Source organism: Herbaspirillum aquaticum (genome assembly GCF_002213425.1).
Lineage (GTDB): Bacteria > Pseudomonadota > Gammaproteobacteria > Burkholderiales > Burkholderiaceae_D > Herbaspirillum > Herbaspirillum aquaticum.
The window spans coordinates 56352-69737 of the sequence record NZ_NJGV01000019.1; the positions used below are offsets into that span (position 1 = coordinate 56352).

Sequence of the window (13386 nt, forward strand, 5' to 3'; positions counted from 1 at the left end):
ACGCCGACGTGCTTCGGAACCAGTTACTTTTATTTTGCAAGTGACTATACGCAACAAACTATCGTTATGCAAGTTACCAAGCCTGGCTGATCGACAATGCGACAGGAACACCGGGCCAGCCCTGGCACAGCGGATTGGGCAGATTGGGATGAGATGCAGGGGGAGTGGAACCGGAAGACGGGGAATAGCGTTGTGAACCGGACGGCGGGAATGAAGGCAGGGAGGCGCTGCGTCGGCGGGCGCTTCTATCGCCTGCCCGCCAGCTTGGGGGATGCTGCGGCAGCAGTTCACGGTGGATGGGCGCGGATCCCCTCCCCGCGCCTGGCCCATCCACTCAGCGGGCTGGCTGCCGCCGGCTCCTCATCCCTTCATCATCGCCAGCACGTTCATGGTCAATGGATGAGAAGCATCGTTGAATGCTTCCGGCACTTCGAAGTGGTTTTTCCCGCGCAGGACGAACTGCGCACGCAACCGCCCCATGCCAGACAGCGCCTCGGCAAACACGTTGGCCTGGCGCTTGAATTCCGGACTCTCCTGGTCGCCATGGACCACGATCACCGGACACGCAATGCGATCAAGATGGCGCATCGGACTCAACGCCTCGACCTCCGCCGCGGAGACCTTGACGTAGCCGCTGCGCGAGGACAGCAGCACCGGGTAGAGCTCCATCATGCCGCTCATCACCACGCCGCCCTTGATCAGATCCGCTGGCGCGCCCAGGCTCTTCCAGTCGGTAGCAAGCAAGGTCGCCGCCAGATGCCCCCCCGATGAATGGCCGGAGACGAAAATCCGTTGGGGGTCGCCGCCGAAGCGCGCAATGTTGGCGCATATCCACAGCATCGCCAGCCGGCACTGGGATGCCATGTCCGGCAGCCGCACCGCAGGAATGTTGGCGAAATTGAGCGCAACGTAAAGACAGCCATGCTCGACGAAGCTGGACACGGGTGCCGCCGAATCATCCTTGCTCAAAGCGCGCCACGCGCCGCCATGGACAAACACCATCACCGGCAAGCCACGCGCACCAGCGGGCGCAAAGATATCCAGGGTCTCGGCCTCGCTCTGGCCATAACGCTCGGTGCGCGGCGGATACTTCGCACGTGCGGCGATGCTGTCCGTGCTGTAGCGCTTGATGACTTCGCCCGCATTGGCGGCCCAGTTGCGCTGATCGTAGGCTTTGTCCAGGTCATCCTGGCTGTAATCCAGGAAGACGGTATCCGCAGCAGCAACGGCCTTGAGCGGCGCAAGCAAGGCGCTGGCCAGTGCCAGCGAGAAATGGCGACGATTCATGCAATTCCTTGTGATGGCGACAGCGAAGAACTGATGCGGGTGGACGGACTCAACCGAGCATTTCCTGAATCACCGCGCGGCACACCGCACTGCCACCATCGGCCAGCGGGAACAGCACCGTGTAGTGATGCGTCTGCGGTACCACGTGATGCGCCACCACCTGCGGCCAGCAGTTGGCCATCACGGCGGCCTGCAGGTGGAACTGTGCGGTCTCCAGTTCCCCGATGATGGTGTGCACGCGCGTGCCCGCGGGCCCGGCCTGCAGCACCGGCGAGAGCGCATTGGCGCGCGGCTCGTCGAGCGTGAGCGCCTTGTTGAGCGAAGTCGGAACCAGCGGCACCAGATCAAACACGCCACTGATGGCAAAGACGGCCTGCACCGGCACCGCGCCCCCTTGCGCGGCAACGAAGGCCGCCAGGTGACCGCCGGCCGAATGTCCCATCAGCGAGATGCGCTTGACGTCGATGCCCAGTTGATCCGCCTGCTGCGCAAGGGTGGCGAGAAAGGCCTGGACCTCTTCCACCATGTCCTCGATGCGCGCCTGGGGTGCCAGCGAATAATTGATCACCGCCACGCTGATGCCCGCCTTGACGTAGGGCGCGGCGATGAAGCCGATGTCGCGCTTGTCCCCGCCCTGCCAGTAACCACCGTGGATGAACACCAGCAAAGGCCGCTGCGTCCCTGCGGCACGATAGAAATCAAAACGCTGCAGCGACCCATCCCCATAGGCGATGTCGGACCCGCTCAGCAAGGTATCGGCAATGGCGGCCGTGGCCTGCTGCCACTGCTGCAGCACCTGCGGAAAATCCGGAAAGGCGGCCTTGAGGTTGTAGCCCGCTTCGCACTCGGCGTCGGGACAAAGAACGCGGCGAGCGTCGCTCTGGACTTGATTGGGGAGCATTCAGTTTTCCTTAACGCTGTTTGCAACAGCATTAAACCTGCGTTAATGGATCAGTATCGGTGCAACAAGCGCCTTACACGCTCAGGTACTGATCCCACAATTCCGTCTGCACCGACAGCTGCGCCGAATCGCCCTGCCAGACCACCTTGCCTTTCTCGAGGATGGTGTGCTGGTCGGCAAAGCCGATCAGGCGCTTGATGTACTTGTCGATGACGATGATGGTCAGCCCGTATTCGCGCAAGGCCTTCAGGCAAGACCAGATTTCTTCCCGCACCAGCGGCGCCAGGCCTTCGGTGGCTTCATCCAGGATCAGCAGATGCGGATTGGTTATCAGCGCACGGCCGATGGCCAGCATCTGCTGTTCGCCGCCCGAGAGCTGGCCGCCGCCATTGTGGCGACGCTCCTTGAGGCGCGGGAACTGTTGATAAATCTTTTCCAGCGTCCACGGATTGTCGCGGCCATTGCGGCGCGCCGCGAAGGCAGACAGATTTTCTTCCACGCTCAGGTTCTTGAAGATCTGCCGCCCCTCCGGCACGATGGCGATGCCGCGCCTTGCAATCGCATCGGCACTGGCGCTGTGGATGGCTTCGCCACGAAAGCGCACCACGCCGCCGGTCGGGCGATTCAATCCCAGGATGGTGCGCAGCGTGGTGGTCTTGCCCATGCCATTGCGGCCCAGCAGGGTCACTACTTCGCCTTCCCTGACCTGCATGTCGATCCCGAACAGGACCTGGCTCGCGCCATAGCCACCAGTCAGGCCTTCCACTTCCAGCAATGCACTCATTGCGTTTCCTCCTCGCCCAGGTAGGCCAGCTTGACCTCGGCATTGGCGCGGATCTCCTCCACGCTGCCGGTAGCCAGCACCGCCCCCTGCACCAGCACCGTCATGCGGTCGGCCAGGGCGAAGACGGCCTCCATGTCATGTTCCACCAGCACCACCGTCAACTCCTCCTTGAGCGACTGGATCAGCGCGATCATGTCGCCGGATTCCTCATGGCCCATGCCCGCCATCGGCTCATCCATCAACAGCACGCGCGGACCGCAGGCGATAGCCAGGCCCACATCCAGCCGGCGCCGCGCCCCATGCGAGAGCTGCGACGAGCGCTGATGCACGAGCTTCTCCAAGCCGACGCGGCGCGCCACCGTCATGGCCGCGTCACGCGCGGCGCGATCACTCGCGCTGGCATGGAAGAAGCCATAGCTGCGATGCTGCTGGCGCTGCACGGCCACCTGCAGGTTTTCCAGCACGCTCAATTCATCGAAGACGCTGGTGATCTGGAATGAGCGCACCAGCCCCGCTGCCACGCGCGCCTGTTCGGCATGGCCATGCATGGGCTGGCCGAACAGGTAGACCTCGCCCGCATCCGCTGCCAGCGCACCGGAGAGCAATGAGAGCAAGGTGGTCTTGCCCGCGCCATTGGGACCGATGATGGCGTGCACGTGGCCCGCCGCGATCTCCAGGTCGACATCGCGGGTGGCCGCCAGGCCGCCGTAGTTTTTCTTCAGGCCCTTGACCGAGAGGGCTACCGCTGCCTGTTCACGCCCCATGCTGCTCTCCCTGCTTGAGTGTCTTGCCGATGGTGGCCAGCGAGCTCACGCCGCGCGGGGCCACCATGACCACCAGCAAGAGGATCAGGCCGACATAGATCTGCCAGTATTCGAAATGGGTGGACAGCACTTCTTCCAGCAACAGGAAGGCCGCCGCGCCCAGCAGGCCACCGTAGAAGTACCCGACCCCGCCCAGCGCCACCATCACCAGCAGGATGCCCGACTGCGACCAGTGCAGCAGCTTGGGGCTGGCAAAGAGATTGCTCATGCCGATGAGGCTGCCGGCCAGGCCCGCGATGACGGCCGCGATCACGAAGGCTGCCAGCTTGTAGCGCAGCGCCGGATAGCCGATGGCCTGGGCGCGCCGCTCGTTCTGCCGGATCGCATTCAGGGCCAGCCCGAAGCGCGAGGCCAGCAGCTGCTGCAGCAGCACGAAGCTGGCCACCAGCCAGGCCAGTACGACCCAGTAGAACGCGTTGTCGCCGCTCATGTCGAGACCGAAGCCCAGCAGCGGACGCGCCGTCACCTGCAGGCCATCGTCACCGCCGTAATACCGGAAGCCGACGAAAAAGTAGTAGAACAATTGCGCCAGCGCCATGGTGATCATGATGAAATACACCGCCCGCGTGCGCAGTGCGATCACGCCGATCACCAGGCCGACCAGGGCCGTCACCAGTGCGGCCAGCAGCCAGATCAGCCAGGCGCTGGTGATGCCATGGAAACTGGCGATGGCCGTGACATACGCGCCCAGCCCGAAGAACACCGCATGACCAAAACTGACCATGCCGCCGTAGCCAAGAATGAAATTGAGGCTGGCCGCCACCATCGCGAAGATCAGGATGCGGGTGACCACGCCGATGTAGTACTCCATCCCGCTGGCCTGCGCCAGCAACGGCAGCAGCACCGCCAGGACGAGCAGCAGGGGAACGAACAGACGTTGCATGGGACTCCTCAGGTACGGGCAGGGAACAGACCGCTGGGGCGCCAGAACAGCACCGCGATCATCACCAGGTAGATCATCATCGAGCCCAGCGCCGGACCGACCGAGGCGGCCGCATCGGCACTGAGGAAGAGCGCGAAGAGCTGCGGCAGCAGGCCGCGCCCCAGCGTATCGACCACGCCCACGATGAGCGCGCCGATGGCCGCGCCCGGCACCGAACCAATGCCGCCGATGACCACCACCACGAAGGCCAGGATCAGCACGTCATCGCCCATGCCGGCCTGCACCGCCACCAGCGGCCCCAGCATGATGCCCGCCAGCGCTGCCAGCAGCAGGCCGAAGCTGAACACCAGCCGGAACAGCAGGCGGATGTTGATGCCCATGGCCGTGACCATCTCCAGGTTGTTGGCGCCGGCGCGCACCCACATGCCGATGCGCGTGCGGTTGATGAGGAAGTACAGCGCCACGGCCACCACTACCCCCACCGCCATGACCAGCAGGCGATAGCTGGAATACGGTAGCCCGAACAGGTTGACCGGTCCGGCAAAGGCCGCCGGCATGTTCAGCGGCAGCGGCTGCGGGCCCCAGATCATGCGCACGCCATCGTTGAAGATCAGGATGAAGGCGAAGGTGGCCAGCACGTGCACCATGTGGTCCTTCTTGTAGAGCCGCCGGAACACCAGCCACTCCAGCAGGAAGCCCAGCGCCGCCGTGGCCGGCAGGGCCACCAGCAGGCCCAGCCAGAAGGAGCCGCTGGCCCCCGCCACCACCGCCGCCACGTAGGCGCCGATCATGAAGAAGCTGCCGTGCGCCAGGTTCACGAAGTTCATCACGCCAAAGATCAGCGTCAACCCCGAAGCGATCAGGAACAGCATGACGCCGAACTGCAGGCTGTTGAGCACCTGCTCGAAGATCAGATTACCCAAGGTGCACCATCCTCAAGGCATCTTGCATTGACCGACGTAGGCGTCGACGTGATCGGGCAGCAGCGTCTGGGTCATGTTGTTGACGTACTTGCCGTCGGCGCCCTTGGTCACCACCCGCGCGTACTGGTTCTGGATCGGGAAATGATTGGCCGCGAACTTGAAGCCACCGCGCACCGACTTGAAGTTGGCCGCCTTGATCGCCGCAATGAGCGCCTCGCGATTCTCGACCTTGCCGCCGATGGCCTTGACGGCGCTGTCGATCAGCATGGCGGCGTCATACGCCTGGGAGGCGAACATCGACGGCTGATGGCCGTATTCCTTGACGTAGGCCGCCACGAAGGCGCGGTTCTGTTCGTTGGGCAGGTCGGCCGACCACTGGCCGGTGTTGGCCACGCCCGCGATCAGGTCGCCGTTGGAGAGCATCTGCTGGTCCGCATCATAGGCGGGCATCACGCGCACGATCTTGGGGTCCATGCCGGCGGCCGCATATTGCTTGACGAAGTTCACGCCCATGCCGCCCGGCAGGAAGAAATACAGGGCATCGATATTGGCAGCGCGCAACTGCGCGATTTCAGTGGCGAAATCGAGCTGGCCCAGCTTGGGGAAAAGTTCGAGTGCCGGGTCCTTCTTCAGGAAGCGCTTGAAGCCGGCCGAGGCATCCTTGCCCGCCGGATAGTTGGGGGCGATGATGGCCACGCGCTGGTAGCCCTTGTCGGCCATCAGCTTGCCCGCTGCCTCGTGGGTCGCATCGTTCTGATAGCTGGCGCTGAAGAAATAGGGATTACAGCCCGCACCGGCCAGTTGCGCCGGACCGGCATTGGCGCTGACCACCACGGTCTTGCTGGCGAAGGCGGCGGGTGCCACGGCCAGCAGGATGTTGGAATAGACGAAGCCGCTCAGGATATCGACCTTCTCGCGCTTGATGAGGCGGTCTGCGCCCTGCTTGGCGGCGTCGGGGCTGAACTGGTCATCGACCACGATGACTTCGGCGGGCACGCCGCCGAGCTTGTTGCCCAGCATCTTCATGGCCAGCATGAAGCCTTCGCGTTCATCCACGCCGGGCGCGCTGGCCGGGCCGCTCAGGGTGGTCAGGAAGCCCACCTTCACCACGTCGGCTGCCTGCGCGGACAGGCTTGCACCCGCCGCCATCGCCATCATTACCGCACCTGCCACTTTAGTGAGTCGATTCATGCCTGGATTCCCCTCTAGATTCTTTGGTTTGAATTCGGTGTGAAGCTGAAAACGCAGCGGCGCGTGAAACCGGGATTTCACTGCGCGCCCCGGCTGGAATAACTATTTCCGCAGGTCTGCTTTCGAGACGAAGGCATCCGCAAAGAAAGCCGTCCCGGGCAGGCCGCAGCTGGCCGTGAAATCGCGCCGCGCTGACTCTACCACGACCGGCGCGCCACAGGCATAGACCTGATATGACTGCATCGCCGGCACATCCTGCATCACGGCCTGGTGGACCAAGCCGGTGCGTCCGTTCCAGCCGCTGGCGGCATCGGCCTCCGAGAGTACCGGCACGTAGTCAAACCACGGCAGGCTCGCCGCCCAGTCGCGACACAGTGCATCCAGATACAGGTCGGCGGCACGGCGGCCACCCCAGTAAAGACGCATCGCACGCGTGCTGCCGGTAGCGATGGCCTCTTCCACCAGTGCCTTGACCGGAGCAAATCCTGTGCCACTGGCCAAGAGGATCACCGGCTGCCTGCCCTCGCGCATGAAGAAGCTGCCGGCAGGTCCTTCGAGCGAGAACGGCTGCCCCGGCTGCATGCCGTTGAAGAGGCGGTCCGTGAACAGTCCGCCGGGCAAGTGGCGTACGTGCAGCTCCAGCAGGTCGCTGCCGTCCCTGGCATAGGTCGCCATGGAATAGCTGCGGCGCTGGCCGTCTTCCAGCAGCAGGTCGATGTATTGGCCGGCGCGATAGGACAAGGGCGCCGCACAGCGCAGGCGCAGGATCGCCACATCCGGGGCAGCGCGCGTGATGCCTTCCAGCGTGGCCTGCACTTGCTGCAATGCCGGTGCGGCACTCGCTACAGGGGCGTCATCACCCTCGGCACCCACGCCGATCTCGACCCGGCCTGCCACCACGCGCACCGGGAAACTGCGCACCGCCTCGGTCACCGGTGCACAGCGCGGTGCACCGCTGCGAATGTCAAACAAGCCCTGGTGCAGCGGGCACTCGACGCAACCATCCTCCACATAGCCATCGGAGAGCTTGGCATTGCCATGGGTGCACAAGTCCTTGAGCGCGAAGATTTCCTCGCCCAGGCGGAACACCGCCACCGCCTGGCTGCCCGCGCGGGCTGCGGCCACTTCGCCCTCGGCGAAATCATCGGCATGGCCGACATCGAACCACTCGCTCATGGCCGCCTCAGATCGGGGTAGCCAGGAGGGTCGCCACGCGCAGCGTGTCGTAGACCACGCGGCGGCGGGCATAGCGCCAGCCTGCCTCGGTCTTGACCACGCGGTCCTCATAACGGCCGGCCTGGTAGACGAAGGACTCGCCGTTCTGCAAGGTCTGCACCACGACGTAGCTCGATTGCGCATCCACCGATCCGTCGGCGTTCTGCGTGAACACCAGCCCCGAGGTCATGTGGCGATAGGTGTGCGCCTCGTAGATGTTGGCGTGGCGCAGCGAGAGCACGCGATCCTGCAGCATCTTCTTGCTGTCGCAATAGATGATGCCGATGGGCAGGCCGGCATCGGCGTTCTCGCGCGGCACGATTTCATACAGGCAATCGTCGGTGAAGAAATCCGGCCACTGTTCCAGGCGGTCATTGTCGAGCGCATGCACATAGCGCTCCTGCAGTTGGTGCAGCTCGAACCACAAGCTCATCTGTTCCATGTTTTGCATCTGCTTTGCCTCGCTCATGCCTTCTCGATGGACGGGAAGCCCATCAGTTTCTGGTAGCCCATCCAGAACTTGCGGATCAGGCTTTCGGTAATCAATGTGTCTTCCTGGTCGGGGTTGTCGCGCGCCATGTCGATCACCGAGCAATGGTCAGGATCGCGGGCGGTACCACGCTGTACCAGTTCGGTCGCCTCGGTGTCTTCCATCGAGATGTAGCCGGCCGGCCCCACCAGGTTGGCCTGCTTGATGCGCAGGGCGCGCAGCTCGGGGGTGTCGTCCTCGTAGCCGAAGAAGTGGAAGACCAGCTCGAAGTTGCTCGGGCCCTTGGGCAGCAACTGGCGCGCCACCAGGGTGTTATGGATCTGCTGCACCACCAGCTGCGGGAAGATGGGCTGGATGTGGTTGGTGGTCAGTTCCTCGAATTCCTTGATCTGGCCCAGCACCGACGGATCCTGCAGCGAGAAGCCCTCGTCGAAGGAGCGGATCTCCTGCTGCTTGTAGGCGTCCGCCGTCTCCACTTCATTCTTGGTGGCGGTGATGATGCTGTGCAGGCCGTGATGCTTGTCGGCCAGCGAGCGCGCCTTCATGCCCACGCGGAAGATGTTGAAGGTGGTGTGGAACAGGTGCAGCAGGCTGGCGTGATACGGATCCTTGACGTTTTCCAGGTAGAGCTTCCAGTTCGACTTGGAATACTGGCGCGTGCAACCGAGGTAGACGATGGGCTTGTGGAAGATGCGGTCGATCCACGGACGCATCTCGGCGCCGATGTAGTCCGGCAACGATTCCACGGTTTCGCTGAAGGTGGCGAAGACCAGGCCCTTGTAGCTGTCCACGCGCAACTGGCGCAGGCCATGGCACTTGGGATCGAAGTCCTTGGCCATGCCGGTGGCGCCCTTCTGGCCACGGCGGAAGGGGACGCCCAGCAGGTTGCCGCGCGAATCGAAACTCCACTGGTGATAAGCACAGCTGTGCGAACTGGCATTGCCGCGCGGGGTACGGCAGACGATGGCGCCACGGTGCGAGCACTTGTTGACCCAGGCGGCCAGGGTGCCATCTTCGGTGCGGGTGACTACCACCGGGGTATCGCCGACGAAGGTGCTTTTGTAATCGCCGTTGTTGGGGATCTCGGCTTCCAGTGCCAGGAAGCTCCAGGTCTCGCCACGGTAGATGCGTTCCTGCTCCAGGTCATAGACTTCCTTGGAGCTGAATACCTTGTAGGGCGTGCGCGCACCATCGGTGCGGGGGAATTGCACCAGCGGTGCATAGCCTTGCTGTTCGAGTTGGGTGGATGTGCTCATGCGAAGTCCTCATCGTTGGATGCCAGGCGGGACCTGGACGATGAGCCATCTTAGGCAGGCTGCACAAGGACGAATATCCGCCATTTGCATAGTTGAAGGGCAGTATTGTCCGTTTTTTGCAGTCCGCGACGTTATACCCAAAAGGTATGCAGCATGCCTGAATCGGTCTTGGACACCCGGGCAGCTTTGTTTCTATCATCCCTCCCAAGTCAGACATCGTCAGCTTTCGTCTTCTTCTTTTCTACGGACTGCATCTTGAATTCCACCCTGCCCGCCACCTCCATCGAAACCGTCGAGGTCCTGCTGCTGGACGTTCCCACCATCCGCCCGCACCGCCTGTCCATGACCACCATGCACCGCCAGACCCTGGTGCTGGTGCGCATCACCGGCAATGACGGCGTGACCGGCTGGGGCGAGGCCACCACCATCGGCGGCCTGGCCTATGGCGAAGAAAGCCCGGAAAGCATCAAGGTCAACATCGACACCTACATCACACCGCTGCTGCTGGGTGCCGATGCCAACCAGGTCGCCGCGCGCATGCACCACATTGCCGAGCACGTACAAGGCAACCGCTTCGCCAAATGCGCCATCGAGACGGCGCTATCGGATGCCCTGGCGCGCCGCCTGGGCGTGCCGCTGTCCACGCTCTTCGGTGGCCGCGTGCGCGAGAGCCTGCCCATCGCCTGGACCCTGGCCAGCGGCGACACCGCGCGCGACATCGAGGAGGCCGAGAAGATGCTGGCCCAGCGCCGCCACAACATCTTCAAGCTCAAGATCGGCGCGCGCACCGTGCAGCAGGATTGCGCCCACGTGGCCGCCATCAAGCGCGCACTCGGTGATCGCGGCAGCGTGCGGGTCGATGTGAACCAGGCCTGGACCGAGACCGAGGCCATGCTGGGCATGCAGCTGCTGGCCGATGCCGGCGTGGACCTGGTGGAGCAGCCCATCGCCGCCACCAATCACGACGGCCTGTATCGCCTGCGCCAGAAGAACCGTATCGCCATCATGGCCGATGAAAGCCTGCATGGCCCGCAGGATGCCTATCAACTGGCCCGCGTAGGCGCAGCCGATGTGTTCGCCGTGAAGATCAACCAGTCCGGTGGACTGGCCGGTGCGCAGCAGGTGGCCGCCATCGCCGCTGCCGCCCAGGTCGAGCTGTATGGCGGCACCATGCTGGAAGGCGCCATCGGCACCATGGCCTCGGCCCAGTTGTTTGCCACCTTCGGCACGCTGGCCTGGGGTACCGAACTGTTCGGCCCGCTGCTGCTGACCGAAGAAATCCTGGCCACGCCGCTGCGTTACCGCGACTTCGCCCTGGAACTGCCGAGCGGTCCCGGCCTGGGCATCAGCCTGGATGAAGATCGCGTCAACGCGCTGCGGCGTGACCGCAAGACCCCGCTGGTCTCCGTCGCCTGATCCATCGGCCCGGACCGACTGCACCCACCCCCACACATATCCAACCAGAGACAGGAGAGACAACGTGGACAAGAAAGCCATCGACGCCGTACTGCAAAAAATCGAAAGCACCGAACTCGCGGAGGGCAACCAGCGTGTCAAGACCATCGTCAACCGCCTCGTGCGCGACATGTTTTATACGATTGAAGACCTGGATGTGCAGCCGGAAGAATTTTGGGCTGCCGTAGATTATCTGACCTCGGCCGGCAAGTCGGGCGAGTTCGGCCTGATCGCCGCCGGCCTGGGCTTCGAGCACTTCCTCGACCTGCGCATGGATGAAGCCGAAGCCCGCCGCGGCGTGCAGGGCGGCACCCCGCGCACCATCGAAGGACCGCTGTACGTGTCGGGCGCGCCCGAGCAGAAGGGCTTTGCGCGCATGGACAAGGATCCCCAGCCGGGCGATACCCTCTTCATGCAAGGCCAGGTCTTCGATGAACACGGCAAGCCGCTGGCCAATGCGCTGGTGGAAGTCTGGCACGCCAACCACCTGGGCCGTTATTCCTTCTTCGATCCGGAGCAGAGCCCGTTCAACCTGCGCTGCTCCATCCGCACCGATGACCAAGGCCGCTATCGCTTCCGCAGCCGCGTACCGGTCGGCTACAGCGTGCCGCCGGGTGGCGCCACCGACCGCCTGCTCAACAAGCTGGGCCGTCACGGCAGCCGTCCTGCGCACATCCACTTCTTCGTCACGGTACCGGGCTATCGCAAGCTGACCACGCAGATCAACATCGCCGGCGATCCATACCTGTGGGATGACTTCGCCTTCGCCACCCGCGAAGGCCTGGTGCCGGAACTGAAGCACGTCACCGATCCGGCCGAGATCCGCAAGCATGAAGTCGATGCGCCCTTCTATGCCATCGAGTTCAACTTCAACCTGCTGCCGGAACAGAACGACCTGCCCAAGGCCGACATCAATCGTCCGCGCCTGGCCGCCTGATCCTGCGCTGACCTGAACGACGACGGGCCATGCGATTGCATGGCCCGTGTGCATTGGATCTCGTCCATTGAACACCTGCGATCAGGCGTACTCCTCGGCATGCATGCGTGCAATCGAGGCCGCTGTCGCCCGCAATGTTTGCAGCAGCAGCGAACGGTCATTGGCGCGGAAATTCATGATCACCGGCGAATGCACGCCCTTGTTCGACAGCGGCCGGTACACCACATCCGAACGGTGCAGCCCCTGCACCGAACGCGGTACCAGGGTCACGCCCACGCCGGCGGCGACCAGGCCGATGGCAGTCTGCATCTCGTTGGCTTCCTTGACGATGGCCGGCCGCAGGGCGCGGCTGGAAAAAATGTCCAGCACCTGGTCCGCATAGCTGGGACGCGGCTTGGCGGGATAGAGAATGAAGCGCTCCTCGGCCAGCTGCGCCAGCGTCACCTTGCTGCGCGCCAGCAGCGCATGGCCCAGCGGGAACACCGCCACCAGCGGCTCTTCCACGATGGTCTCGCAGAGGATGTCGGGGTCGCTGATGGGCAGGCGTCCGAAGCCGACATCGATGCGTCCCGACTTGAGCGCCTCGATCTGTTCCATGGTCACGATTTCGGAAAATCCGATTTCGATTTCCGGCATGTCGGTGCGAAAACGCTTGATCATCTCGGGCAGCAAACCATACAGCGCCGAGGGGACGAAACCGATATTGAACCAGTGCTGCTGTCCACGGGCGATGACGCGCGTGCCTTCCTCGATCTGTTCCAGCCGGGACAATACCTGCAAGGTCTGTTCATAGAAAAACTTGCCTGCCATGGTGAGCGCAATCGGACGCGAGGCGCGGTCGATCAGCTCGGCCCCGAGCATGTCCTCGAGCTGGCGGATCTGCCGGCTCAGGGGCGGCTGGGCGATGTGCAGCAGTTCGGCGGCACGGCTGAAACTGAGCGTGCTGGCGACGGCATTGAAATACTTGAGATGACGCAGTTCCACTATACCTCCGAGGCATACCATGATGCTGATTTGATATTGTACGTTCATCCGCCGACCGCATAGAATCGACCCTCAGCCGGCCGCAGAGCCGTGCCCCGGAGCAACGAGGCCCGCGTCCACGGCAGCAGGGCCCGTCCAGAAGACCGTAGAGGAGACCGACATGTACCCACCCGCCCGCGCAGGCCTGCCCTGTCCCGCCCACCTTCGACGATGCCCGCTGGCGGGCATGAAACTTGCAACTTCGCATTAGCAAACG

General features: G+C 63.6%; 13 protein-coding genes. 2 read left to right on the forward strand and 11 right to left on the reverse strand.

The genetic code is table 11. The features are described from left to right. Positions 1-360 precede the first annotated feature (360 nt). The 10 genes from CEJ45_RS17565 to andAc form a co-directional block, all read right to left on the reverse strand. A complete protein-coding gene (locus tag CEJ45_RS17565) occupies positions 361-1287 on the reverse strand; it encodes an alpha/beta hydrolase (protein ID WP_088756329.1) in 927 nt (308 codons plus the stop codon). Between the two features lie 49 nt (positions 1288-1336). Continuing rightward, positions 1337-2188, reverse strand: coding sequence for an alpha/beta hydrolase (locus CEJ45_RS17570; protein ID WP_088756330.1), 852 nt, complete (start codon positions 2186-2188; stop codon positions 1337-1339). A gap of 73 nt (positions 2189-2261) precedes the next feature. Next, entirely contained in the window at positions 2262-2972 is a 711-nt protein-coding gene (locus CEJ45_RS17575) for an ABC transporter ATP-binding protein (RefSeq protein WP_088756331.1), read from the reverse strand. Continuing rightward, positions 2969-3736 carry an ABC transporter ATP-binding protein gene (locus CEJ45_RS17580; protein ID WP_088756332.1) on the reverse strand — a complete coding sequence of 256 codons (768 nt, stop codon included), beginning with the start codon at positions 3734-3736 and terminating at the stop codon, positions 2969-2971. The genes CEJ45_RS17575 and CEJ45_RS17580 overlap by 4 nt, the downstream gene beginning before the upstream one ends. Then, positions 3726-4679: a branched-chain amino acid ABC transporter permease gene (locus tag CEJ45_RS17585; protein ID WP_088756333.1), complete on the reverse strand. Its 954-nt coding sequence runs from the start codon at positions 4677-4679 to the stop codon at positions 3726-3728. Before CEJ45_RS17585 ends, CEJ45_RS17580 begins: the two co-directional genes overlap by 11 nt. An 8-nt stretch (positions 4680-4687) precedes the next feature. Continuing rightward, entirely contained in the window at positions 4688-5602 is a 915-nt protein-coding gene (locus tag CEJ45_RS17590) for a branched-chain amino acid ABC transporter permease (protein WP_088756334.1), read from the reverse strand. A 12-nt stretch (positions 5603-5614) separates the two neighbouring features. After that, positions 5615-6793, reverse strand: coding sequence for an ABC transporter substrate-binding protein (locus CEJ45_RS17595; protein WP_088756335.1), 1179 nt, complete (start codon positions 6791-6793; stop codon positions 5615-5617). A gap of 102 nt (positions 6794-6895) precedes the next feature. Continuing rightward, positions 6896-7969, reverse strand: a complete 1074-nt coding sequence (gene andAb, locus CEJ45_RS17600) for an anthranilate 1,2-dioxygenase ferredoxin subunit AndAb (protein ID WP_088756336.1) — start codon at positions 7967-7969, stop codon at positions 6896-6898. A 7-nt stretch (positions 7970-7976) separates the two neighbouring features. Further along, complete coding sequence (gene andAd, locus CEJ45_RS17605; RefSeq protein ID WP_088756337.1) at positions 7977-8477, reverse strand: anthranilate 1,2-dioxygenase small subunit AndAd; 501 nt, start codon at positions 8475-8477, stop codon at positions 7977-7979. Further along, a complete protein-coding gene (gene andAc / locus CEJ45_RS17610) occupies positions 8474-9754 on the reverse strand; it encodes an anthranilate 1,2-dioxygenase large subunit AndAc (protein ID WP_088756338.1) in 1281 nt (426 codons plus the stop codon). The genes andAd and andAc overlap by 4 nt, the downstream gene beginning before the upstream one ends. Before the next feature lie 255 nt (positions 9755-10009). Between andAc and CEJ45_RS17615 the strand changes: the two genes are divergently transcribed. Both CEJ45_RS17615 and catA read left to right on the forward strand, forming a co-directional pair. Next, positions 10010-11170: a muconate/chloromuconate family cycloisomerase gene (locus tag CEJ45_RS17615; protein ID WP_088756339.1), complete on the forward strand. Its 1161-nt coding sequence runs from the start codon at positions 10010-10012 to the stop codon at positions 11168-11170. A gap of 64 nt (positions 11171-11234) precedes the next feature. After that, positions 11235-12146, forward strand: coding sequence for a catechol 1,2-dioxygenase (gene catA / locus CEJ45_RS17620; RefSeq protein ID WP_088756340.1), 912 nt, complete (start codon positions 11235-11237; stop codon positions 12144-12146). Between the two features lie 81 nt (positions 12147-12227). Here catA and CEJ45_RS17625 read toward each other — a convergent pair whose 3' ends face one another. After that, on the reverse strand, positions 12228-13130 hold the full coding sequence (locus CEJ45_RS17625; RefSeq protein ID WP_088756341.1) for a LysR family transcriptional regulator: 903 nt from the start codon (positions 13128-13130) through the stop codon (positions 12228-12230). Positions 13131-13386 lie beyond the last annotated feature (256 nt).

Coding starts and splice junctions, on each gene's coding strand:
- CEJ45_RS17565 (WP_088756329.1), bottom strand. CDS start 1,287: ATGAATCGTCGCCATTTCTCGCTGGCACTGGCCAGCGCCTTGCTTGCG.
- CEJ45_RS17570 (WP_088756330.1), bottom strand. CDS start 2,188: ATGCTCCCCAATCAAGTCCAGAGCGACGCTCGCCGCGTTCTTTGTCCC.
- CEJ45_RS17575 (WP_088756331.1), bottom strand. CDS start 2,972: ATGAGTGCATTGCTGGAAGTGGAAGGCCTGACTGGTGGCTATGGCGCG.
- CEJ45_RS17580 (WP_088756332.1), bottom strand. CDS start 3,736: ATGGGGCGTGAACAGGCAGCGGTAGCCCTCTCGGTCAAGGGCCTGAAG.
- CEJ45_RS17585 (WP_088756333.1), bottom strand. CDS start 4,679: ATGCAACGTCTGTTCGTTCCCCTGCTGCTCGTCCTGGCGGTGCTGCTG.
- CEJ45_RS17595 (WP_088756335.1), bottom strand. CDS start 6,793: ATGAATCGACTCACTAAAGTGGCAGGTGCGGTAATGATGGCGATGGCG.
- andAb (WP_088756336.1), bottom strand. CDS start 7,969: ATGAGCGAGTGGTTCGATGTCGGCCATGCCGATGATTTCGCCGAGGGC.
- andAd (WP_088756337.1), bottom strand. CDS start 8,477: ATGAGCGAGGCAAAGCAGATGCAAAACATGGAACAGATGAGCTTGTGG.
- andAc (WP_088756338.1), bottom strand. CDS start 9,754: ATGAGCACATCCACCCAACTCGAACAGCAAGGCTATGCACCGCTGGTG.